This window comes from Clostridium sp. NSJ-49 (assembly GCF_014287725.1).
In the GTDB taxonomy this organism is placed as follows: Bacteria; Bacillota; Clostridia; order Clostridiales; family Clostridiaceae; genus Clostridium; species Clostridium disporicum_B.
On the sequence record NZ_JACOOP010000048.1, the window covers coordinates 1 to 26910 of the forward strand.

The 26910-nt window shown below is 27.9% G+C and carries 17 protein-coding genes; 1 reads left to right on the top strand and 16 read right to left on the bottom strand.

Annotated elements, in window-relative coordinates; genetic code table 11:
* Window positions 1–169: 169 nt before the first annotated feature.
* The 16 genes from H8S10_RS14295 to H8S10_RS14370 all read right to left on the bottom strand — a co-directional run bounded on the left by H8S10_RS14295 (window position 170) and on the right by H8S10_RS14370 (window position 26683).
* A complete protein-coding gene (locus H8S10_RS14295) occupies window positions 170–2392 on the bottom strand; it encodes a UvrD-helicase domain-containing protein (protein WP_186839327.1) in 2223 nt (740 codons plus the stop codon).
* The gene (locus H8S10_RS14300) at window positions 2379–5081 is read right to left on the bottom strand and encodes a hypothetical protein (RefSeq protein ID WP_186839328.1); all 2703 of its coding nucleotides are present in this window, start codon (window positions 5079–5081) and stop codon (window positions 2379–2381) included. Before H8S10_RS14300 ends, H8S10_RS14295 begins: the two co-directional genes overlap by 14 nt.
* The gene (locus H8S10_RS14305; RefSeq protein ID WP_186839329.1) at window positions 5074–7509 is read right to left on the bottom strand and encodes an ATP-dependent helicase; all 2436 of its coding nucleotides are present in this window, start codon (window positions 7507–7509) and stop codon (window positions 5074–5076) included. Before H8S10_RS14305 ends, H8S10_RS14300 begins: the two co-directional genes overlap by 8 nt.
* A 250-nt stretch (window positions 7510–7759) precedes the next feature.
* A complete protein-coding gene (locus tag H8S10_RS14310; RefSeq protein ID WP_186839330.1) occupies window positions 7760–9733 on the bottom strand; it encodes a hypothetical protein in 1974 nt (657 codons plus the stop codon).
* Window positions 9734–9906: 173 nt separating this feature from the next.
* Window positions 9907–10050 carry a hypothetical protein gene (locus tag H8S10_RS14315; RefSeq protein WP_186839331.1) on the bottom strand — a complete coding sequence of 48 codons (144 nt, stop codon included), beginning with the start codon at window positions 10048–10050 and terminating at the stop codon, window positions 9907–9909.
* Between the two features lie 178 nt (window positions 10051–10228).
* Entirely contained in the window at window positions 10229–10879 is a 651-nt protein-coding gene (locus tag H8S10_RS14320; protein ID WP_186839332.1) for a hypothetical protein, read from the bottom strand.
* 58 nt (window positions 10880–10937) lie between these two features.
* The gene (locus H8S10_RS14325; protein ID WP_186839333.1) at window positions 10938–11345 is read right to left on the bottom strand and encodes a hypothetical protein; all 408 of its coding nucleotides are present in this window, start codon (window positions 11343–11345) and stop codon (window positions 10938–10940) included.
* Window positions 11346–11408: 63 nt separating this feature from the next.
* Window positions 11409–14660 carry a type I restriction endonuclease subunit R gene (locus H8S10_RS14330; RefSeq protein WP_186839334.1) on the bottom strand — a complete coding sequence of 1084 codons (3252 nt, stop codon included), beginning with the start codon at window positions 14658–14660 and terminating at the stop codon, window positions 11409–11411.
* Window positions 14661–14722: 62 nt separating this feature from the next.
* Window positions 14723–15274, bottom strand: coding sequence for a GreA/GreB family elongation factor (locus H8S10_RS14335; RefSeq protein WP_186839335.1), 552 nt, complete (start codon window positions 15272–15274; stop codon window positions 14723–14725).
* A gap of 57 nt (window positions 15275–15331) precedes the next feature.
* The gene (locus H8S10_RS14340; protein ID WP_186839336.1) at window positions 15332–16627 is read right to left on the bottom strand and encodes a restriction endonuclease subunit S; all 1296 of its coding nucleotides are present in this window, start codon (window positions 16625–16627) and stop codon (window positions 15332–15334) included.
* Complete coding sequence (locus tag H8S10_RS14345; RefSeq protein WP_186839337.1) at window positions 16617–18134, bottom strand: class I SAM-dependent DNA methyltransferase; 1518 nt, start codon at window positions 18132–18134, stop codon at window positions 16617–16619. Before H8S10_RS14345 ends, H8S10_RS14340 begins: the two co-directional genes overlap by 11 nt.
* A gap of 53 nt (window positions 18135–18187) precedes the next feature.
* Window positions 18188–18790 (bottom strand): hypothetical protein, encoded by a 603-nt coding sequence (locus H8S10_RS14350; protein ID WP_207731898.1) that lies wholly within the window; start codon window positions 18788–18790, stop codon window positions 18188–18190.
* A 185-nt stretch (window positions 18791–18975) separates the two neighbouring features.
* Window positions 18976–19980 carry a DUF4878 domain-containing protein gene (locus tag H8S10_RS14355; RefSeq protein WP_186839338.1) on the bottom strand — a complete coding sequence of 335 codons (1005 nt, stop codon included), beginning with the start codon at window positions 19978–19980 and terminating at the stop codon, window positions 18976–18978.
* A 506-nt stretch (window positions 19981–20486) separates the two neighbouring features.
* Window positions 20487–22601, bottom strand: coding sequence for a Z1 domain-containing protein (locus H8S10_RS14360; RefSeq protein WP_186839339.1), 2115 nt, complete (start codon window positions 22599–22601; stop codon window positions 20487–20489).
* A gap of 15 nt (window positions 22602–22616) precedes the next feature.
* The gene (locus H8S10_RS14365; protein ID WP_186839340.1) at window positions 22617–24398 is read right to left on the bottom strand and encodes a hypothetical protein; all 1782 of its coding nucleotides are present in this window, start codon (window positions 24396–24398) and stop codon (window positions 22617–22619) included.
* Between the two features lie 728 nt (window positions 24399–25126).
* Window positions 25127–26683 (bottom strand): hypothetical protein, encoded by a 1557-nt coding sequence (locus H8S10_RS14370; RefSeq protein WP_186839341.1) that lies wholly within the window; start codon window positions 26681–26683, stop codon window positions 25127–25129.
* A 125-nt stretch (window positions 26684–26808) separates the two neighbouring features.
* Between H8S10_RS14370 and H8S10_RS14375 the strand changes: the two genes are divergently transcribed.
* The coding region (locus tag H8S10_RS14375) for an IS1 family transposase (RefSeq protein WP_347707662.1) at window positions 26809–26910 on the top strand (102 nt) is incomplete at its 3' end.

Below are 26910 nucleotides of genomic sequence, written 5' to 3' on the forward strand. Positions count from 1 at the left end.
ATCAATTTTATTGTAGGTTTGTTTACCATACAATAAAAAATTCAAACTTATATAATTTTCAAAGAGCGAGCAATTCTATGAAAAATCAAGCTATTTTTTCATATCAACTTAACAGATTCCAATTATTCACTTTAATTATACACTATTATATAATTTAATTAATATGTTTTTACTTACTATACCAACTTGGTTTATGTCCTGTTGCACGACCTCCATTTTTAGCGTAAGCAAACTTTAATCCATATTGATTAAATGTATCTATTAAACCTTTTATCTCACTACCTCCAAGAATCCAGAAGGCTCCACCTTTTGATCTCTTATCAATAAACTTAATTTTATGTTTTGCTAATAATGGCTTAACTTTTGTTTGGATAATATCTTCTGCTTTAACTTCTTCTACTTTATTTATAATTTCCTTAGTTTTTATTTTATCACTTAAAATATTATCTTTCTTTACTTTACTATCAACGCTTGGTTTAGTAGATACTTCCTCATTTTTAACAGTTTCCTTTTCAACCTCTTGTTCTTCAAGTTGCTTAGCCTTCTGCTCCTCTATAGCTTCGGCTTCTTTTCGGGCCTCAATAGCTTCTAATTGTTGTTTCTTTAATTCAAGTTCTTTTTCAACTTCCATCTTCTTTATAAATTCTGCTTGCATTTTTTCTTGAAGTTCTTTCTCTTTATTCAAGAATAATTTTCCATTATCAATCCGATTATAATGAACTCTTAATACCTCTATACTATTTTTAGTAAATCCACTCGCTACATAGTCTTTAGAATCAAAATCAAAAATGAATTCAGAAATAGTCTTTTCAGATTCACAACCATTAGCTATTAAATACAATTCTTCCTTTGCTCTACTCATTGCAACATATAGCAATTTCTTTTCTGTATTTATAAATTCTAAAATATCTTCATCTAATAATTCTTTTTCCTTACTATCATTAGTATTTGACATTTTCTTTAATTCATCAAAATTTGGATAGTACCTTTTATTAAAATCTATTATAAATACAACATCAAACTCTAGCCCTTTAACATCATATGGATTTGTATAAAATACTTGTCTTTCCTTATTAGTGTCAAACTTTTTATAATAGCTATTTACATCTGTGAAGGTGTGATAAATTAAGTTTTGCTCTAATAATGTTCTAAAAGCGCTTTTACCATAGCTCTGCCTCTTTATCTCTTCTCTATTTATTATTGCAATTGTCTTTTTAGGATTCTCAGCATGAATCTTTTTAATTTTTTCAGTTATATATTTAGCTGCTACAGACGAATCCTTAGTTCTATGTATTATAGGTCTTTCACCCTCTTTAACAAAATGTTTTTCTGAAAGCTTGTCCTCATTGTCATAGAAGTTTAAAGAATTTGCAAGTCTAACAATCTCTGCTGTTGATCTATAATTTTTTCTTAAGGTTTTTCTTTTACCTTTTTGTTTAACTTGTAAGCCTAGCTCTTCGTATTTTATTGGGCATTTCTTATATATTCTCTGATTTGCATCTCCTGAAAGAACAATTGACTTTTTAGTTAATTTACAAAGTGCTAAGATTTGCATTGGATCAAGATCCTGCATTTCATCTACAAATACATAATCATATTTTAGATCCTCACCAAATTCATATTCTTTCTCTAATATCTTTAAGGCATAATCCTCTAAATCGAGGCATAATCCATACTTATTACTATTTAGCTCTTTTTGATAATCTTCATATATCTTAAAAATAGTTTTTCTCTGATTTCTAGTAAGCCTTATACGTTTGCTTCTACCAGTTCTCTCTGTTGAAATATATTTATCTAAAGTTATGAAGCCCATAGCTTTAAGCCAAGATATTTCCTCTGTTACAAATTTCATATTGTGAGTTGCATATAACCTCTCTTCTTTGTTCAAAGATTGGTACTCATCAAACTTAGGCTCTGTATATCTTGCATGTATACTTGCTATACGTCTTAAAGCATCCCCATTAATCTTATTAATTTTATCAATTGATAGTTTTCCAATTCCTTTATCAATAACTTTTATTTCCTTCAATGTCGATGCAGCCATTTCATGGAATGTCTTTATATGAACAACATGTCTATCTTTATTTTCTAAATATTCGCTGCATGTATTTAATCTTTTTTTAGTATCTTCAATTAAGGTATTATTATAAGTTACATATAGAACTCTTTTATTTTCTTCTCTAACAAGTACATTAATAAATTTATATAATAAAGTTAAACTTTTACCTGTCCCAGCATACCCTTCGATTAATAACTGATCCTCATCTTGCTCAATTATATTAATTTGTTCCTGAGAAAGATCTATCCCCTCTAGATAAGTATAATCCTTAAAGTTTTGCCAGATCTTCGAGAGTTTTGTAAAAAACTCTATACTTTCATTACTTACTGTCAATTACAAACTCCCCTTTCTTACAAAGGTAACAGTGCGGACACATCCTACAATGTAACCCATTGTTATTTTGCTCTTCTTTTAAAAATTCATCTAAGAACTCTTTATAATATCTTTCACCGTTAAATTCCCCTTTGTTATATCTATTTCTAATCTTATTATTTTCAGTAACTATATATTTACTTTTTAAAAGATATAAAACATCTATAGCCTTAGGATAATTAATTCCTTCAAAGAACCTATATTCTCTTAATCCATTTCTAGAAAATTCACAATCTAAAATATTCTTTTTAACAATATCCTTCCATTGCGGGAATAATGGCAATACATATTTGTATATATTAGAATATCCATCTTCAATATTATTTTTAAATATACTAATAAGTGCACCAAAAGCTAGTCTATGATGGAAGTCAGAATAATACTCAGGATGACCCTCTAAAATCGAAGAATATAATAACTTATCACCACAAAAATCTAAATCTCTTAAAGCAACATCTGGTAGCTTAGTTGATTTTTCTACAATATCTTTCTTATTATAGTCATTATCATAATTGAAATTTATCTCGTCTACATCCACAAAATCACTACTATCTAAAAACTGTGGTATATCAACAGATTTACCATAAATAGCTTCTATTTGCTTTAATATAATAGCTTTACTATCATCTTTTCTTAAACCTTCTATCCAGCTGAATTCTATTATGTCATTATAATTAATTAACAAATTAGCTAAAGCAAATTTAAAGTAACTTTCAACTGATTTTTTGCTAATACTTTGAAGTTGTAAGCCATTCATAACGCTAATCTTTCTTGTCTTATCAACATTATTGTCTAAAATAATCTTTAGTTCATAAAAAGAAAGAATTTTTTCATCTAAGCCAAACTTCTCAACATATTTTTCGTATGCTTTATAAGACATATCTCCTAAATACATTTTTCCATTATTTTTTCTTAATAATTTATCTCTATAAATTAACCCTTCTAACTGATCTATAGAAAAATCCTCTTCTTGTTCATCTGCTTCAATAGGATTATCTAACACAAGCTTTACACCAAATAGTTCACGAATCTCATCTTTGTGTAATTCCTCCCCAAAGTCTTTCCAATTACTTAATACTGCAAATATTTTTCGTGTAATATCTTTTTCGTTTTCACTTCCATTTTTAAATACATCAACAATATATTTATTTTTAAATAATGGAATCATCATACTAAAGTGATTCTCTAAATTTATTAATCCATTTTTTTGCTCAAAGGCTTTTATCAGAAACCTCTTTAACTTTAACGTTACTTCCAGCATGTTATTTGCTGTAACCTTATATTTCTCTACATCAATATAACCAAAAGCCTTAAATGGATTTGATAAAAACTGTTTAGTTAGATTTTTCTTTACTCTATCTTTTACTTGATCATTAAATATATTACTAACTTCTTTAACGTCTCTTAGTTTTTCTATCCTATATATGATTTCATTTAATGTAGATACCCCAGAAAAATATTCAGCATTATCTACTAAATATGAATGTAATCTTAATCCATTCCATCCTTTAACCTCAACCCATCCTGAAGTAATCATTTCTCTATACGTATCAAAATCTATTTCTATTTCATCACCATCAACATTACAATTATATAGATTATAAATAAATCTTCCTATATTACTTTGATAACAATGTTTTTTAATATTAAGTTCATCTCTATCCATTATAGATTTCAAACTATCTTTATATAAAGTAATTACATTTTTATCTTTTATCTTCTTTTTGAAATCATATACTTCTCTATAATTCTTTATAAATATCTTCTCTTCAGTTTCCTTAACCTCTCTTCCTTCAAGAAAATAAATATATTTCACGTCTTCTTTACTAGCATTTGAGTAACTTCGTGTATCAATATTAAATACATCATTGTTGTACACCATGTTCCAACACTTATTAACTACATTTAAACCTGCAAAATAAGGTATTCTAAATACAACATCAAAACCATTTTCCCTCAACTTCTCTGCTAATAAAAACCTTCTTAAATCTAAATTATTTATATTATAAAAATACACTTTCTTAATTGTATTTCTTTTATCTTCTATTATACCTTTTAAGTTTACAGGATTATTTTCATTAGATTCCTTCATTTTTTCTAAGTATTTTTGAATCAATAATTGTTCAAAATTTGTAGTATTATTATTCTTTAATACTTCTTCACTTATATCTTTGAATAATTTTGATTTCGCAAAAATATTAAATATCTTTTTAATTAATTTTATCTTTAGTTCTTTATTAGATTCAGTGTTAAATGTATCTTTATTTCCTTCATAGGTATTATTTATCTCACTGATTCCAGCTTCAACAAAAATTTTAAAGTTATCATATAAAACTGAAATATTGTCCTCTAAAAACCTTAATTCATTTAATTCTTTAGAATCTATAGTCTCTTCTCTTATTAAATAAATAGATTTCCTAATTTCACCTTTCAATTTTATTTCATTTATAGCGCTAGTCCAATTAGGATAAATATACTTAATGAAGTTTTCTATATCTAATACTCTCCATCTATCTACTATAGATACTTTTCCTACTTCTTTTATCATATTTGAAAGAGATGTATTGGCTGTAATATATACTGCATCATCTTCAATTATTAATTGTTCATAATATTCCCTAGAATTATTATGAGTTTCTACATTATACATAAGACCTTGCCCCTCCTATTAAACTCTTCCAATTATTAACGCCTTCTGTAGCAGCCAATCCTGCTGAATTAAGGTATAAGCTTTTCTTACATCTAGTCATTGCTACATATAAAAGTCTAGCTTCTTCACCAATTATTTCGCTCTTTTCATCTTTAATGTACTCAGAATAATTTGAATTCTTATATTCATCATCACCAAGTTTAACTCTATATCCCACATTTACAACATTAGCTGTATTTCTAACAATAACATCTACAGCTTTTGTAGTTATAAATTTATTTGTAAGCTTTGGTACTATTACATGATCATATTCTAATCCTTTAGCTTTATGGACAGTCAAACATTGAATAAAATCTTTTTCGTAAATTGCTGATGGTTTTCTTGTATCAACTTCATTATCTGTTGAAATCTTTAACCTTAAAAACTGTTCTAATGCTGCAACTGACGAAAGCTTATCTGAAAAATTATCTTTTATTAGATATAATAAATGCTCTAAGTTAAGCTTGTATTCTAATGTTTTAATTTTGGCAATCTTCTCTGCATCTCTTCCATTTGACTTAGCTTTTAAGTATTCTCTTTTGTAATAGCCTCTTACTGGATTAAAATCTTGATCCTTTATAATCGTATCAATTAACTCTAATATATTTCTCTCATGAATCATATTAGAATATTTAAACCAGTTTCTACTTTCTAAAATAGATGATAAATAGTCATTTATTTCTTCTCTACTTTCTGTAAGTATTTTTTTCTTATTAACCTTAACGTTAATATAGGGAGTTTCAATAAAAGAATATAATACTGAATTGGAAGTTGAATCTATAAGAGCCTTAATCATTACATAAAAATCTCTTACTGATTCATGACGATAGAAGTTACCACTAACATCAACTCTACAAGGTATACTTTTTCTATCACAAAATTCTTTAAACTCCTTTATATCATTGTTACTTCTTAAAAGTACAGCAACATAATCATCAGATTCTTTATTCTTTAATATCTCATCGTAGAAAATCGCTGTATCTTCATCAAACGCTGGAAGCGACACATATTTTATCTCTGACTTAAGCTCTTTATTTACAAGAGAGTAAATGTAATCTTTCTCTTCATACTTAAATCTATCAACTCTATCATTAATACCAATAAATATATCGTTAATTTCTTCTAGCAACTTACTATTTGTTCTGTAATTCCTAACCATAGTAAATTCATTTAATGAATTACTGTTTTCCTTTAGAGCTTGTCTTAATCTTGAAAAAGCAGTATGTTCAGCACCTCTAAATCTATAGATACTTTGTTTTTCATCTCCAACAACCATTAATTTAGCACCAGTTATATTACAGAAATTAGCTACAAAATCTATTTGAATATTATCACTATCTTGAAATTCATCCACCATAATAAGATCAAATTCACCTTTAGCTTGAACAAATAACTCTGTATATGATAATTTTTTCATAAGATCAACTATCTCTACTTCGTACTCTTTATTTTCCTCTAAATATTTTTGAGCCTTTTCTATTACGATATTAACTAATTGAGAAAATTTTTTATCATCATATCCAAAATCAACTTTATATTTATCTGAATTAATATCTATAGAATAATTATCTAGCTTATTCCAAACACTTAGTAATTTTGCTTCAAGATCATAATGCGGATAATACTTTATTACATCATATAAGTCCTTGTTCTCTTTGTACAAATCATTTAATGCTTCTGTAATAGCCTGCTTCCTAAAATACTTAAATGATCTTACTTTAACATCTTTATTAATATTTATATTTTTACCATACTTATTTATCAACTTCTTTGAAAATCCATGTATTGTACTAATAGTACATCTTGATGCTTCATCCATCATATCAAGATATACTGGATTTTTAGTAACATTATAATATCTTTCTAATACTTGAATCAGCTTCTCCCTCATCTCTCTACTGGCCTTATTAGTAAAAGTAATAAGAGCAGCCTTGTCAAAAGTAAAGTTAGGAATTTTCTTTCTTAAATAAATAAGTCTATTTATCATTGTTGTAGTTTTACCAGTCCCCGCTCCTGAAACAACAATATAATTTGAATTTTCACTTGCTGTTATAATCTCATACTGATTAGAATTAAACTCTGATGTGTTACGTTTACATATTTTGTTATAGATATCTTTATTTAAAATTTCATTATCTATAGCAATTATTTCATTACTATCAGATACACTCTCTTGATTTTCATATATAAACAATAATTTATTATCTATTTCATTTGTAAAGAAATCATTTGTATATTCATTTAACTCCAATTCATCCTTTAAAGTCGTTGTTAAAAATAAATGTATAGTAATTCCATTTTTAAGTTTAGTTTTTATGTCTTCTATATCATCTTCTAGTAATTCATTAAAAAATAGTATTAAAGAATATCTTAATTTATCTACCATCATATAATACAGTCCTTTCTTTGAACTTATTATCTAAACACTTAATTATTTGACAAGATAATTATACCAAAATCATGTTTGTTATTTTGTCGAAATTAGTCTTACTTCATTGGAATTTGTAGTAAATATTTTTTATACTTATTATAATAATTATTAATATTTATCTATGTATGAAAATTAAATATTAATACGAAAGAAGGTGCTTAGACTAATTAAAATCTAAGCACCTAAAAAATTAACTATAAAATTGTTTCTATTCTAAATCTGGTATTTCAACATTATTCAAAATATTAATAAGTCCATCTTTAAATTCATTCACTATTCTTTCATTTTCTGAAGTTGCTTCCTCATTAATTTTGTTATTTTTCAAATGTTCCTTATAGTATTCCTTAACATCATTTCTATAACCATTACCTTTACCCCAACGCGAAATAACTTTTTCCCAAAAGTTCTTGTTAGTTTCTTTAGAGAAAGTATCTGATGTTAATTTATTATAATAATAAGCATTAAGCTCTTGAACATAATTAAAGAAATATCTATTAATATCCTTCTTTAAATATTCTTTTGCTTTTTCTTGATTTACATTTAGTTTCTTAGTCTCACTTAATATATCTAACTCATATATAACATCATCTTTTATCTTTTGAAGGTTTTTCTTTAATAAACTTTCAACTACATTAGCCCCTTCACAATAAACATCATAAGAATTAAAAATACCAAACCTATTGTTAATAGCCCTAAGTGTACTGGGAAATTTATCAACAATGTACTCATCAAATATACCAGTTATCTTTTCTTTAAGTGTAACTTGTATTTCTTTCTTGTTAATTTTTTCTATTATTGGTTCAACATCAATATTTGCATTTTTCTCTATCTCATCTTTAATTAAGCTGTAACTATCCATTGCTTCTTCTAAATCTAACTGTAATTTTTCTTCATAATCATCAATGAAGCTAATTACATCATCTACAAATCTAATTCGTTCATCTTCTCTTTCTTCTTTTTTGAATGTTTCTATTACAGCTTTGTCGTAATCATATTCTTCTAATTCTTCAACACTTATCTCGATTTTACCTTCTCTGTCTAAATGCTTTTTAGGATTACAATAAATGATATTATTATCTTTAACAAACACTCCGTTTTCTCTAAATATTTGTATTACTTGATTTCTCTTTTCCATAATACCATCTTCTGCTGACTCAATAACACCATGGCAACCTACAACCTTTTCAGCTTCACCATCTCTGTAGTTTACTATGTAGCCTAATCTATCAATTACATCCATATCCTTATCATATACATAATGATCTAAAAGATCTATAATGCTTTTTGATGGACTATTAAATTTATCAACAAATAGCAATATATTATTTGTCCCATCTCTAAAGACACTCTTAATATCACTTCTATCTGTGTTAGATCCTATTTCTAATCCTCTAGTATCTATGATCTTGTTTATTTTATTTAACTTACTAAAATCAAATATATCTTTACTCAATTTTACAGTTATTTTCTTTGGCAATGGTGCATCATCTATATGTACTAAATTGATTCTTCTAAATATCTTTTTAATCCAAGACTTTTCTTTCTCTTTAGAAGTATCACAAATAAACTCTAATTTTGTTCTACTAGATATATTAGCTCTCTCTATAACAGCTTGTCTAAATGATTCATAATCATAACTATCAAATTCTAAAGCTAATGCTCTAAGATGGTCTATCTTTTCTCCTAAATCATTTTGTCTTTCTGTTAAAGCTGTCATGTTTCTACATGCTCTTATTAATTCAGGAGCTAATGGCTCTTCATCCCCTTCAAGCTTATGTATATTAGAAAACATTGATTTTGCAAATATATTAAGTATATCTTCAACATCTTCAGTATTATAAGGGGTTATAACTATCTTACTAACTTCATCTTCACTTTGGCATATCTCCACTTCTGAAGTTGTAGTAGCTCCTGATCCTGTTTCTAATATATCTTCCTCTACCCAATATTTTCTGTTAGTCTTTTCATTGGTTTTTTGCTTTCTTTGAGTTAATCCCAATAAAAATCCTATAGTAGTAGTTTTTCCAGCACCTTTCTCTGCCATAAAAACTAAGGAATAATCCTCACTTAACTGCTTATTAATAGTAGTAATCTTATCTTTTATTCTTTTTAATACTGCAGCATTATCAGGATAATTTTCTATATAATAATCAATTTCATTATTTAAATCAATTGTATTCATTTTTCCCCACCTTAAAGTTATCTATAATTTATACTTATACCTATTTATAGTACCATAAAAAGTGTTTTTAAAACAATATCCCTTAATATATTTACCCAAATTACATTATTCGATATTACTATTACCATTTTTCTTTTTGTTTAATAAAATTAGCTTATCTTAATGAACAACTTTTAAGTAAATTCCTTTGGTTTGATAAACTTTACTGCTAATCCAATAAAAAACATACCACTTCCTGAAAAAATAACGTTCCAGAATCTATCTTCCCATACTGGTGAAACAGTCTGCGAATCTAACTTCAATGCTAAGGAATACAATAATATAACTGCAATGATTATCCCTAAAACTAATAAGGAATTGCTAACAGTTAAATATCTTTTAATTAACGTTTTATTTCAACGCATCTTAAACCTCTCATAAATATATTTTTAATATTTAAATACTTAATAATTCAATAAGCCATATAAGTTTAACTTTAATACCATTTACATACATCTACTTCTCTAATCCTATTCCTTCAACTAATAGCATAGCTTTTATAATAGAAACTAGTATATTATATAAAATATCTTCATGCTTGTTTTCATCGTCTAAATCTTTTAAAGATATTTGTGAAATTACAATCCACTCTTTTCCTTCAAATCGCTTAATATCAGCATTAAATTCTTTTATAAATCTTTCTCTTCTGCTTTCTTTAGCTATTCTGTCACCACCTAATCCTCTATACAATCTTACCATTGCGCCTTTACCTGATAAGTTGGAAATATTTTTAACTATATACATGTTTTCTTTATCTTTAAACGCTTGTGATAATTCTAATTGAAAGCTATAGTCATGGAACTTATTTGAGCCAACAGTAATATGTGTTTTTTTTAGCGGTGTATCATATGCCCAATTCCCTATATTAATAAAAATCTCATATAGTTTATCTTTATATAAAAGTGTACTTAAACTCTCATTACTTTGAAGATAGAATTCGCTCATATCGTAGTTAAAATGTACCGAAGGAAAACATTCTGTAATATTATCAGCTTTTAACCTAAACATACCATTTAAAACTTCTATATTTATATCTTCATTTAAACCTGTATTAGTTAATATTTTTATAACTTTATCTGCATCTACTTGAGTTATTAATTCAAACATTATCTCATCCCCCGTGTTATACTTTATATTCTAAATTGTATTCATAGACATTTGTCATTTATATATTTGCAGCTTCCTCTATTTCCTCTAGTCTTTTATAAATTTCTTCACATCTGCACTCTGCATATTTTAAGCCACCAGCATATTTTATAAACTCGTCTTTGGTATATTTTTTTATTTTAAATTCATACTCTAGATCAGATTGTGCTATATTAATTGCTTCATAAAACCCAGCGCTACAAGGTCCCCAACCTTTCATTTCAGTTGAAAATATTGAACTTATATCTTCTAATTCATATTCTACAATCCCATCAAACTTATCTTCTACTTCTATTATTGAACCATTTTCTTTTATTTTAATTGCGTTTAATGGGTTTTCACCTAAAATTGATGCTACCTCTCTAAATTCTTTTATTAATTCCACAGCTTCTTCTGCTAGCTTCATTTGTTTATCTAAGTTCCCCATTAATTTATCATCCTTTCTATAATTAAAGTAATATTTAAAGAGATACATAGTATCTCTTTAAAACTACTTATACTGTTCTTCTTTCTCTGCAGCAATTTGCCATTCCATATCATTAAAATCCACATTTCCACACATAAGCTCTGCCTGTCTTAAAACTGTTTCTAGAGCTTTCTTTGCTTTATCTGGCGGATAGTCGTATTTCTTTAGAAGTCTTTTTATTATTCTTCTCATTCCAGCTTGGGCGCTTTTTCTTATACTCCAGTCTATTGATATATTTCTTCTAATAGCAAAAGTTAACTCATGAGCAATCATTTTTAGAGTTTCATCTGTAATAAATTCTTTAACTGCATCATCATCAGTTAATGCATCATAGAATGCAATCTCATCTGAATTTAATCCCATTTCTTCTTCTCTTGACTTCATGTTCTTTAGTTCATGAGCCATTCTAATTAACTCTTCAATTACTTCTGCATTTGTTATTGCTTGATTTCTGTATTTATTTAAAGTTTTCTTTAGCTTTTCTGAGAACTTTTCTGATTTAACTAGGTTAGTTCTCTCCATAGTCTTTAGATTACCTTCTAGTAATTTTCTAAGCATTTCAGCTGCTAAATTCTTTTCTTTCATTCCTTTAACTTCTTCTAAGAATTCTTCTGAAAGTATAGATACATCTGGTCTCTTTATCCCTAAAGTATCAAATACATCAATAACTTCTTCTGAAATAATTGATTTTTCAAGTAATTGGTTTACCCTAGCTTCCATCTCTGTCTTTGACTTTTTAACTACAGATCTATTATCAAGTTTAACTAAGCTTGCTTTTACTGCCTTAAAGTAACTTACTTCTAAAGCACAGCTCTTTCCTTCATTTGTAGCAGCACATAAAGCATGAGCTTTTGAAAGTTCTGTAGCGAACTGTTTAAATTCCTTTTGTTCTTTTTCATCAAAACCTAAAACGAAGTTCATCCCTGTTGTAATTGCTCTTATTCTCTTAGCTTGAGAATCTCCCATATAACCTGAGTAGTCTAATCCATGGACCATATCTCTTAATATTTCTAGTTTTTCAAGCATTACAGCAACTGCTGCTGAAGTATCTATACCTGTGTTATGCTTATCACTATCTGTATATTGCTTTAATGCCTTTTTAAGACTTTCAAGTATTCCTAAATAGTCAACAACAACTCCACCACTCTTATCTTTAAATACTCTATTAACTCTTGCAATAGCTTGCATTAAGTTATGTCCTTGCATTGGTTTGTCTATATACATAGTGTGCATAGATGGAACATCAAACCCAGTAAGCCACATATCTCTAACGATAACAATCTTTAACTCATCATTGTTATCCTTCATTCTATTAGCTAAAGTATCTCTTCTTTGCTTTCCGCCAATATGAGCTTGTAGTCTTTCACTATCTGCTGCTGAACCTGTCATAACAACTTTTATCTTACCTTTATCCACATCATCACTGTGCCAGTCAGGTCTAATCTTTATAATTTCATCATAAAGGTCAACACATATCTTTCTGCTCATGCAGACAATCATAGCTTTTCCATCTATAGTTTTTGCCTTTTCTTCATAATGATTAACTATATCTTCCGCTAACTTTTTAACTCTGCTTGGAGAACCTACAACAGCTTCAAGTCTAGACCATTTACCCTTGTACTTCTCCTTATCATTTTCTTCTTGCCCTTCTGTTATTTCATCAAACTCTTCATCTATTTCTTCCATTATATCTTCGTTTGCATCAAGCTTGATTATTCTATTTTCATAATAAATCTTTACAGTAGCTCCATCTTCAACAGCTCTTGTCATATCATAAATATCTATATATTGACCAAAAACTGCAGGAGTTGATTTATCATCCATCTCAATTGGAGTTCCTGTAAAACCAATGAAAGTAGCATTTGGAAGTGCATCTCTTAAATATTTTGCATATCCATATTTAACTTCACCAGTCTTAGTATCTGTCTTTGCTTCTAACCCATATTGGCTTCTATGGGCTTCGTCTGCAATTATAATTACATTTCGTCTGTCAGTTAATACAGGCATATCTCCATCTTCTGGCTTAAACTTTTGGATAGTTGTAAAGATAATTCCACCAGATTCTCTATCATTAAGCAAGTCAAATAAACCATTAACCTCTTTAGAGTTATCCTTCGATTTAACATTACCTTGCTTTTGGTCATCTGAAAGCTTTCTAACATCTGCTTGCTTTGGAGTTTGTCTTAAAATATCTGAAGATTTTGCAAAGGTTCCAAATAACTGGTCATCTAAGTCATTTCTATCTGTTAACACTATAATAGTTGGGTTATTTAACTCTTTAACTAACTGTCCTGCATAGAATACCATAGAAAAGCTCTTACCTGACCCTTGAGTATGCCATATTACCCCTGCCTTTTTATCTCCAGTTTCACTACAAGCTAGCTTTGTTTTTTCTACCGCCTTTTTAATTGCAAAGTATTGATGATAACCTGCTAATATTTTAATATTAACTGCTTTATCTCCAATTTTATTACCATTTGCATCATAATCAGCTTTTCTTGAAGTTTGGAATAATAAGAAGTTTTCTACTATATCTAATAAGCGTTCCTTAGATAACATTCCTCTTAACATAACTTCATATTGAGGTACATCTAAAGACTCAACAGTATTTCCATCTATACTTCTCCAATTCATGAATCTTTCTTCATTAGAAGTAATAGTTCCAGCCTTAGCATTTATACCATCTGATAATATACAAAAAGCATTATAATTAAAAAGACTTGGTATATCACTTTTATAAGTTTGTATTTGATTATAAGCTTCCTCAATTCCAACATTTTCATCAGTAGCAGACTTTAGCTCAATTACAACTAACGGAATACCATTAACAAAGATAACTAAGTCAGGTCTTCTCTCTTCCTTTTCAACTATTGTAAATTGATTTACTACTAAGAAATCATTTTTACTTATGTTTTCAAAATCAATAATATAAGCCTTTTCAGTTTTAATAGCTCCATTTTTACTAAAAGAAACATCTATCCCCTCAACTAAAAGCTTATGAAACTCCTTATTATTATCCACTAATATAGGACTATTAAAGGTAATAAGCTTTCTATAAGCTTCATCTAAAGCTTCTTCAGGTAAATGTCTATTAATAGTAAATAAAGCATCTCTAACCCTTTGCTCTAAAATAACATCTTTATAATTAAACCTTTCAGGACTGTCACCATCATAGGCAATATCAGGTCCAAAAGCATAGCTATATCCCATCTCTTCCAGAATCTCTATAGCTGCTTGCTCTAAAAGATCTTCAGTAAAATTTTCAAATAAACTCAACCTTAATCCCCTCCATCTTAGTATAACTTCTTACGATACTTATATCTCGTTATAGATATTTACTATTCAATGCTTAATACTTTATATGCTAAGCTACCCTTAATAAAATTTACTCTAACAATATCTCCAACTTTTTTTCCAACTAACGATCTTGCAAAAATTGAATCTGTGGAATATTTTCTGTTAATTTCACTCTGCTCATTTAAAGTAACTATTTTTATTGTTATATCTTCATTAAATTTTAAGCTTCTTAACCTAAAGGTTTTACCTAAAAGGTCATTCTGAGGAACATTCTTTATAATCACACTATTACCCCTTTTATTCTTTTTGTTACTTTTTTTAGAATTTTTACTCTTTATCGTATGGTTTGTCTTTATATCAATATAAGCATTCTTTAAACTTTCTTTTTCATCATCTAATTGTATTCTCTTCAAAGGACTATCCTCATAATGTCCACAACATAATCTTCCTACACACTTCATCATATAAGCTTGAGAACTTTTGCAACTACATTTACTATCAGTATAGTGAATACAGTTTTTTCTAAATTTTCTTCCTCTTGGTCCTATATATTCTATATGTGCAGATGTTCCCTGCATTCTATTTATCCCCATATTTTATCTCCCATACGTCCTAAATGCTTAAATAACTATGTTAAACTCATTAATCTATCATTGTTTATCTAAAGGTACTCTTATTTCGCCTGACATAAGTTTTGGCAACAATGTATCTCTTAATTGTATTAAGCTATTGTTCTCTATTTCATTTAGCTTAATTTTCTCATAATTGTTATTAACTATATTATGATATTGAGCTAAAACTTTTTTATTTGGATAAATATACTTAATTCTTTCAAATTCACCTTTATTTACATTTAAAGTTGCACTTCCAGCAGAACCTATTCCCTTTAACTTTTGTTCCATTAACTTTAAATATTCATAAAAGTAATATAAATCATCTATAGAATCTGGTATTATACTATTTATTTGCTGATTCGTGTGTACTGACTCCGAGGATATAGACACAAGTCCAACTGTAGCAATACAAGAAACCATTATAGAGTTTTTAGGAATTAATTTATTAACTTGCAAATTATGCCCTTCTTCTGATAAGTACCTTTCAGTTTTAGTAACAAAAACTTTATTATGCATATCTGGAATAGTTACGAACGGATACTTGTCTCCGTAATTTTCACTTTTTTTAGTTGATGGTGTTTTTCCTGTAATAACTTCTCTTACCAAATTACTCAGTGAATCCACTAACCACCCTTTAGGAATCATCCCTAACTCACTTTCAACCATTTCTCCACCACTAGTTTTATATGGTTCCCCATTTTCATTAGGGAATTCAAAATCAACAAACCATTGTTTAAAAATAGCTTGAGCCATTTCTTCTAGTTTTTTATTTATTTTATTGTTGGTTTCTATTTTTTTGTCTAAATCTGATAATACTTTTGCAATTGCTTTTTGTTCTTCTAATGGTGGTAAATTAATAGTAATATTTTTTATTTGACTTGGATTAATATTAGCTTGATTAGCACTACCACTAGCACTTGCTGCTAAATTATATCTTACTTCATCCTGAATTAAATAATAATATAGGAAATCTTCATCACAATTATTTTTATCTGTAATATATAATTTACCAACTCTTTGATTTAACAATAACTTCTTATCTTTAAGTCTAACTCTACCTATTTTTCCTACAGCAGATGATATTTGATTAATATTTGAGCCAGTCATCGATATTAAAATATCATTGTATTTTAATGCAAATCTTAATTTCTCATTAAATAATTCTTCACTAACATATTGAGCATCTGATAAATCTATAGATGGTGGTACAATATTTTTAATCTTTATTACTGGTATTCCTTCGCCAATAAAATCTTTTGATTTAAATGCATAACCATTTAATACGTCTGCAACATCACCAACTTTTAGATATCTCCATTCATTAAAACTCATACCCAATTCCCCCTAGATTTTTTCTTATTTCATCTTCTAGGCGTCTTGATTTTGCAAATAGTTCTCCTAGTTCACTTGTTAGGTTTTCCATCTTCTCTTCAAATGGAATACCATCATCTTCTTGTTCTTCTATTCCTACGTATCTTCCAGGAGTTAATACATATTCGTGTTCTCTTACTTCTTCTAGCTTTGCAGCTTTACAGAAGCCTTGTATGTCTTCGTAGTTTCCATTTATATTTCTGTAGTTGTGATAAGTTTCTGCTATTTTCTTAACATCTTCATCACTTAACTCTCTATGTCTTCTATCTACCATTATCCCTAGGTTTCTAGCATCTATAAATAGTATTTCATCTGCTCTTTGTCTAAATTTAGGATTATCTATTTTATTTCTATTTAATATCCATAATGATACTGGTATACCTGTTGAGTAGAATAGTTTATCTGGTAGAGCTACTATTGCATCTACTAGTTTTGCATCTACTAAGTTCTTTCTTATTACTCCTTCATTAGAAGTATTTGAACTTAAAGCGCCATTAGCTAAAACAACTCCTGCAACTCCATTTGGTGCAAGGTGGTATACTATATGCTCAAGCCATGCATAGTTAGCATTACCTTCTGGTGGTACCCCGTATTTCCATCTAACGTCTTCTGTTAATTTATTTCCGCCCCAATCACTAATATTAAAAGGAGGATTTGCTAATACATAATCAGCTTTTAAAGTCTTATGAAGATCATCATGGAAGGTATCTCCATGGTGTGGTCCTATGTTACCATCTAAACCTCTAATAGCTAAGTTCATTTTACATAGCTTCCAAGTTGTAGAATTAAGTTCTTGTCCGTAGATAGATAAATCATCTATTTTACCTTGATGCTCATCAACGAACTTTTCACTTTGAATAAACATACCGCCTGAACCACAAGCAGGGTCATAGATTCTTCCTCTATATGGTTCTATCATTTCAACTAAAGTTTTAACAACACTTGTTGGAGTATAGAATTCTCCACCGCCTTTACCTTCTGAGCTTGCAAATTGACCTAAAAAGTATTCATAAACTCTACCTAAAAGGTCTTTTTCACCATTTTTATGTAGCTTTATAGAAGACATTAAATCTATAAGTTCTCCAAGCCTTCTTTTATCCAGTTCTGGTCTTGCATATCTCTTATCAAGTACACCTTTAAGGCTAGGATTTTCTTTTTCTATAGCTATCATTGCATCATCAATAAATTGTCCAATTTTACTATCCTTTGCATTATCTCTTATAAAGTCCCATCTTGCTTCTTTTGGAACCCAGAATATATTTTCAGATTCATATTCATCTCTATCTTCCTCGAAGCCATCTCCCTCTTCTAATAACTCATTATACTTAGCTTCAAATTTATCTGATATGTATTTCATGAACATAAGACCTAAAACTACATACTTATATTCTGCTGAATCCATACTTCCTCTTAATTTGTCTGCTGATTTCCATAGCGTTTCTTCAAAACCTATATTTGCTGTTGACATCTCATTTCCTCCGCATCAATTATTATTAATTATTCTTTCTTAATTGTTAATTATTAAAAGTTATTATCATCAAAAACTTCAAATATCTCACTTTCAAACTCTGCTTGCTCTTCCCCTGTAGTTATGCCTTCTGGTAAAACTTCTAAATAATGAGCTAAAGCTTCTATTGTTTTGTGAACTATACTCTCATGTTGACACTTTTCCATTAACTCTACAATAAGCTTATATGTATCAATATAAGGATTAGGATCTGCTATATCTAAAGAACTCTTAAACCTATTAATTAGCTTTGCTTTCTCAATATTTATCTCTATAGAATTAATTTCTTCCTTATCATATATAGGCACACTTACCATCTCTTGAATATCTTCACCTACATAAACTGTTTTTTCTTCATTTATCAATGGATGTAAGTCGCTTTTCAATTTTTCCTTTTGTATTTCAAGCTTATCAACTTCATCAAGATCTTTGATGAAATAATCTGCTTTTATACTAAACATATCCTCTAATACAGGAAGATACTTTTTAGGTATATTTTGTTTTCCTTTAATCCATAGATTAATATTCTGCTTTTTTATCCCAAGCTTTTGAGCCAAATCTATATGCTGCATGTCATACAAAGCTAATATATATTCTAATCCTTTTATTTTACTCACCACTTTTCTGCTTATATATAGTTATATTGACTAAGTCAATATAACTATATTGTACAATTTTTGTATTATTTAAGCAATAAAACTTAAGTTTTTATGGTGTAATTTATATATTTTTTAGATATCTTGAAAAAAGCAGGTAGTATTATCACCTACCTAATCATTTAGTATGTTATATATTTAAGTTCTTAGTTTATAGGAATTATTATTTTTGCAACTTTTTGATTTCCTCTTTTGAAAGTAACATTTAAACTTTTACTTTCAGTAGTAATTCCGAAACTTCCACTTGCTTTACACTTTCCACCTACAGGAGTGTTTTTAGGAGTTCTATTTTCATCATATACTGGATAAGTATCTAATACATTACCTTCATCATCTAAAACTTGAAATGCATATTCATCAATATAAAGATCATTCCCACTAGATGCTCCAAAGCTTATATTTTCATAAGAATAATCTAAAAATACAACTTGTTGAACTTCCTTTTCTGAAAATTCATTTCTTTCATCTGTAGCTCTAGCACCTTCAATTGTCAAATTATAATTGCCATTTTCTGTTTCTACTAAAAAAGGTTGATTTAACACCATCTCTTGAATTGTTGCTGGTTCATCTTCTGTAACTTCTGTCTCTTCCATAGAAGAAAGATCAATTCCCATTATTAATGAAGTTAAGTTAGAATCTTCTTTTATTCTCCACTTTCCATCTACTTTTACTAAGTTTATATCACCTGTTTTTTCACTATAAGTGATAGTATCTAGATTCTTATTAAGTAATTCATCCATATAAGCATCTTGTTGCTCTTCTGTTAACTCTTGCCCTGAAAAAGCTTGTGCAAAAACATATGACATCGACTCTTGTAATATCTTCCCAAAAACTATTCCTAAATCCATGCTGTTCACTGTTACACTTACCTTTGCAGTATCTCCATCTACTATCTCTTCATTAACTTTATAAGTAATTTTAGACATAGCATCATTTAATTTCTTTTGAGTTTCTTCTGTATATGAATCTTCTGTTTCTTCTATTTGTGATTCATTGTTTTCAGATAAAATAATCTCATTATTTATATCACCTTTTTTGACTCCATTAAAAAACTCTTCTACTGTGGCAGTCGGTGTACTACCTCCACAGCTAATTAAAGTAGCTGAAATTAATAAAACTAATAACATTGATATGGTTCTGATTTTTTTCATTTTATTTACCCTCATTTCATTTTATTGTCTAGGACAATTTTTATTATATCCCTTTTTATTGTCTTGGTCAATATTTTTAGTTTATATTTTATTCCTAATTTTTACTTTTCATAAAATTCACCATTAAAAATGTATATTAAATAATAAAAAACCAAGTTAAAGTAGGATTCACTACTTTAACTTGGTTACAATAAAGTGTAATTAAATTTTTATTCTTATAAAATTATAAATATAATAAGTACAACGAACTACCCATAACAAAGTTAAGAACAATGGAACTCTTATTACCCAATGAATTAAACTTCCAAGAGTTTTTGAGCTATTTCCCCATTTAAAATACAGTTCACCAATTAATCTAAATGACAGTACATAACATATACACCCTATAATCTTCGTAATTAGAACATTCAATAAAATTTATCAAAATTGTAATACTGTCAATTATTACCTTGCCAATTCCATTAAACATTTTTCCTAAAATCCTCTCGCCTTTAATATATTTAAAATCACTTTATTAATTCCGATGTATAAACAGCTGTATCTACGTTTTCTTGAACAACTAACACTGGCCAATAGAACTCCGGAGATTTCCATTCAGGATCAGATGAATTCTGCTTCAATAACATTAATGTAGGTTCATTAATTGCCATATTCTTAGATATTTTTAAATCTGTTGTTCCACTATATGGTGTATCTGAGAATGATGATCTAGTTCTTCTCTTTCTAGCCATATTTCTATTAGTTCTACAATATATATTTACATAATCAGTGCTTAAATAATTAATTAAAGAAACAAAGGCATTTTCATCAATACAAGTAGAATTCTCTAGTTCTATAGTTTTGTATATAAGCTTAATAATTCTAATTGCATCATCTTTAGATACTTTAAATTCACCATCTAATTTATTATTAATATTATTTTTAATTATTATATTGTCTATCTCTTTTAGGTATTTTTTTATATTACTTATATATCCTGTCTGGAATCCTACTATTGTTGTAGTTTTACCTGGTTTTAAAATCTGTGTATTGCTAATTAATATTTTTTGTGGCGAACATGGTATTACTCTTCCTTTTTCATCTTTACTAATAAAAATAACACCTTTATCTAAGTTCCCTTGTTCGAAATCTTCTCTTAGTTTAGCATCAAAGTCATTGATCTTCGACATTCTGCTATATATTTCATTTGTTGTGTAAAATCTTGTTACTGCAAGATCCTCTTTACTTCTATAACCATACATTCTTGAATGCTGCAACACTGTATCCTGTTGCATCTTCTGTGGAGCTCTCCCGTAATAGAATCCTATTAGGTTTGCTATAGTAATTCCTCTATCTAAAATTTGACCACCAATAAATATATTTAAAGGAGTTCTAAGCTTTAATTGTCCATCATCATCTAATAATGCATTAATATCATTCTCAGAGTTAACTACAACCTTTGTAACCCATTGCTCTTTGATAGCTCTTTTTACATATGTATTTACTTGTTCCAATGACGGAACATCAAATCCATACATATTTACAGATTTAGCAATATTATTATAACTTTCTTCTATAAATTTATCTAATAATTGACTATTATTTTTAGCCTCTTCTTCTAATTTTTCAATTAACATACTGATTAAATTCTCTTGCCTTGTATGAGATGCCTTCGATATTTCAGTATGTATTATAAAGCTAAATTTATTCCTCTTCCCTCTTGGATTTCCGCCATTTTGAATAATTCTTACACATCCACCAACTATAAAATTGATAATAGAAGTCCTTAAGCCTTCAACCTTATCACTTGTCAAAACCTCTTCATCTTTAAACTTCCTTCTATCACTACTTTTTATTATCTGAAGTTCTTTGTCATATATAGCGTAAAATAAGTGCTCCCCTAATGGATGTTTCTCTCTATCAAAGTAGTATTCTCCTCCTATATACCCATCACCATGTGGCACTAATACAGTATCAGCTGGCTTAATAGCTCTTATATCTTTATTACTTCCTAAATCAATAGTTTCAGGTTGAAGATATAGAGAATATGGAGTTGCTGTAACTTGAATAAATTTACATGTTAATTGAAGTCTTAATTCATTAATCTGAGAAGCTATTCTTCTTAAATCAAACTCTTCTGAATCCTTATTTTTATCGTATCCTACACTACAGAAATCAGCCTCATCATCAATAATTAAACATCTTTTATTCTCATGAAGTCCATATTCTTCTATAAACTTCATTAATTTGGGAATATTATTCTTTTCCTTTTTTACAACAATTATCATCTTCTTATCAAGTTCAAATTGTGACATGCTTGGTGGCATACACATTATGTCAAATATCTCTATAATATCTTCATCCTTGAATTCTTTAAATTCATCTTTCATTCTTGCTGTAGTTTGCTTTGCAAGTGCATTTGAGTTTTTTGTTAAAACTACTGCTAAATCATATCCATTATCAAAGGCTAATGATATCACCCCTATAAATGATCTTGTTTTACCACTTTGTATTTTTCCAAGCATCATAAGTGGCTTGTCCCCTATTTCTTCAAGCTTTTCTACAGCTTGTACTACGCAATTATATGTTTTTTCATTGTAACCTTCACTTTTTACACTGAAGAATTCCCCATCTAGTATCATTATTAAACTCCTTAACTACTTTAGCTTTTTTAAATTCTCTAAATCATATTTCCATTTCTCAACTGCATTTTTTTTATTCTTATGAAATGATATTAACCATTCAATATGATTAATAACTCTTTTTTTCCCAAGCTTAGGAATTGCCTCTTCTTTAAGGATTTTCCATCTAATAATATCTGATTTTGCAGTCGAGTATCCTAATTTACCTAACTCTGACTGAACATTTAATTCAACTTCTTTATTAATATTAGATTTTAAATTTTTATTACTTTCTAAATCATTAATTAAGAACTTAGTATTAGGTAATTTATATAAAAGCTCAGTATTACTATAATACTTTTTACAGATATCACAATAATATATTTTTGATTTTAAATACTTTTGATTATTATCTTTGTCTCTTCCTACTATATAACCTGAAATTTTATACATAGCTTTTTTATGTATTGGACATATTCCATTTGATATATTTTTAGATTTATAAATATCATTTTTCTTATTTATGACTCTGTCCCAAAGTAAATAAGATAACTTTTCATTGAATTCGTGTGGTAAGATTGTTATTTTCTCATTATTGTTTAAATACTCAGCTGATATGCTATCTAATAACTTCCCCTCTGTAACATTATCTTCATTCTCTATTAAATTTGAAAGGATATTTTCTATATTTATTTTTTCTAATATTTTTCTAATTCCAGAGTTCTTTTCTAAAACTAATGTTTTACAATTAAGCAACGCTGATAATAATAACAATTTAGCGCTATCTACCTCTGAGTAATTTATTTCTAAACTCCTAATATTATCATTTATATATTTTTGTGCTTCTAAGAATTTTTTAGAAAAACATAGCTCTTCTAGATGTGAAACAAACTCAGCATCGGTATTATTTTCTTCACTATTATTTATCAAATCATTCATTATTGGTTTAATTATAATATCTTTCAACTTATAATCAATAAGATTCATCTCTTTATAATATAAATTTAATAGTGGAAATTTATTTTTAATTTTTTCATTATCATATCTTATCTTATTATAGAGTTCATACCACAAGTAATCGTATTTTCTTTCCTTAATTATTATACTAAATTGTTTTAAATCATCTAATAATCCAGTATCTTTTTTTAATACAAAAGACATATAAAGCAAATCTACAAGTATTCTTTCATTTTGTGGTGATTCTCTTAATATTTCCTCTTTTACTAGTGTATCAATCCAAAGTGCTGCATCTGATTCATTCAAAAATATTAAATAATATTTAATAAGCTCTATCGCAAAACAGCTATCACTTTCTTTATTTGATAGTTTTAATACACTACTCTCAATCTGTTTTTTGCTATTAGATAATATTTCAGTAATAATATTATCTTCATCATTAATATATAAATATGTAAATATATCACGTAATAAAGTAGTATCAGGTGCTACTGATTTTGGATTGTTTAACTCACTATTAATAACTTCTCCAATAACATTAATTATTTCTTTATTTTTTAATGTTTTTTCTGCTTTTATATAATCTCTTATCTTTTCCAACGTAACGCTTTTTTCATTACTATCTTGTAACACCTTTAATCTTTCATCTACTATTTCATTAATTTTCTCCTTATTGTATATTTGCTTATACTCTTCAAACTCTATTTTAATTCTATTATTTTCTTTTATTAATTCATTGTTCTTATCAGTCAATTTCTGAATTTGTAATTTTAAATCTTCTATATATTTATCAATATTATTTTTAAACTTACTATAGATTTCATCAGTTTCTTTAAATAATACCTTTAAATCATTATACATATTATCACCCTCAGTTTTAATAACTCTTATCAACTTTTAATACTTCTGTACTACTTAGTTTACTTTAAACATTCTCCTAAATAATCTACAATAATTTCATCTATCTTACACACTAACTTTTTTATAAATTTATCATTGTTTTATCTATACAAATAAACTGGCTACTACATTTTTTGATAAGCAATTTTATATTGTATATTTCCCTATTATATCAAAATACAACAATTTTATATATTTATTTCTAGTAATTTAAAATAATTTTTTATATTTGTGTATAAATATTTATGGCACTAAATTTTAAAATATAAATAATAAATAGACTATCCTCTTCATAATTATTCTTATGCTTTTATTATTTGATATAAATACTCCCATATATATCCTAAAAAACTTGATACCGTAATAAAGCTTATTTTTTTATTATATAAATATACATTTTATTGTTATTTATTTTGCATGTTTAAAGCGTTCAATAATACAGTTGATAAAGTCAATAATATTATTAAATGTTTGAATTAGCACAAAAAAAACACTAGGTGGGATTAAATTCTCATCTAGTGTTTTATATAAATATCCCTTAATCTTTCAATTAATGATAATACTTCTGAAATTGTTTCTAATTATAAAATCCAACATGGGTAAAGATGAAAAATACAATCTGTGAATTTTGAAATAAACTATCTTTGAATCATAGCCCTAATTTTTTCATTGTACTTATCACTTATAACTTACAATGCTCCATATAACATCTCCCACTCCTGCTGTAAATCACTATCTATAGACTCTATATTCAAAGCATTTTTATTATAGATTAACATAACTTCCTGCAATCCTGCAAAAGCAAATCTGGACCATCCTATTAAATTTAAATGAAGTGCAAAGTCTAATATATTGCCACCGGAGCGCAATCCAGCATCAATTCCATCTACAATACATAATGAACCATGTCCAACTAATAACATACGTCTAAGTTCTGGTTTGTCTCCTAAAGGTATAGAATCCTTCCACGCATTTCCATGATAAAAACGACTTTTTATTGACCATAGCAATCTAATCATAATTTCATTAATCATAACTGGTATAGCCATAGTTGCACCATGTCTTGCATCATAACCAGATTCAAATATCTTAACTGTTAATTCTGCTAAATTTTTCTCTTCACCATTAACATTAAATGAACCAAAATTACATAATTGAAACATTTCAAAAAATGGTATAGAAACACCTGCACCTCTTCCATTTTTCAAATGCCCCCGTGTACCACTTGATCCAGCAATATCAGACATAAGATGTCCTATCCAGTTATAAAACCCTGAAAATAACTTAGCAAAGAAATTTCCACCTCTTAACTCAATATGATTTCCTTTAGGCTCAACTCTAATGATTCTACCATCTGTTATAAAACTATTTTTTTCGGTAAACTGATCTAAAATTGAAAAAAATAACCCTATTAAATCTGGAGCATGTCCTAATGATTTTAAGTGATGATTTTTTGCGCTCATATTTAAAATGTTATCACCTAGATTCAAATCAGATGCATATCTAGCATCGTAGTTAACTTTAAACCTCCTCTCTAGATATCCAATCGCACTTGATATTCCTTGTGGAGCTGATTTAGAATTATTAACTCCATTTTTCTTATCAGAATTCCATACAATTTGAGAAAATTTTTCTACTATACTATCCACCTTTTTATCTGTCCAATTTCCTAATTTACTTTCACCAGGCATACCAACAAAAAATGCATCAATTAATCCTGTAGCAACACCACAAAAGCCAGCAATAAGATAATCATACTTATCACAATTTGCTTTTTTCATTGTATAATCTTCACGGATTCTTTTTCCAATCTCTGATTTTTCTGCTTCAGTCATTAGATTTTCAAATGGATCTTTAGAAAAATTAATTTTGTTTTTTTCTGCATAGGAGTTAATATTATTCATATATTCTTCCCAACTAATATTATGACTAACTCCCACAACACTAAGCATTTCAAGTTTATCAACCTTAATTTGTGATTTCTCCTCTTCTGATAACAAGTCTATATCATTAATATAATCTTTATAATTATTAGTATCTAACCCTTGCTCTTGACATAATAATTCTGCTTGCATAAGTAGTAAATCAAGCTCATCCAAATTTTTATTATTTATTTCTGATAAATCATTTAGAGAAGAGTTAATTTTGCCTAATTGTTTTTCTACAGCCTGTCCTTGATGTTTTTGTACTAACATTGATTTGGCAGCCTGTTGTAAAACCTCATCCTTTATATGTTTTTGTGGCATATTGTAACCCCCTTATAAATTTATTCGATCTGTTAAGTTATATGAACATTGCTCTTCTCAACCCAAGGAAATACAATAGGTTTGCAAGACTAAATAATACCCCCTTCGAAAAGGAGAGAAGAACAATGAGCAAAACTAATATAAAATGCCCACGCTGTAATTCTGATAAACTATACAAGTTTGGTATGAATAAGCAGGCTAAACAAAAGTATCAATGTAAGCAGTGT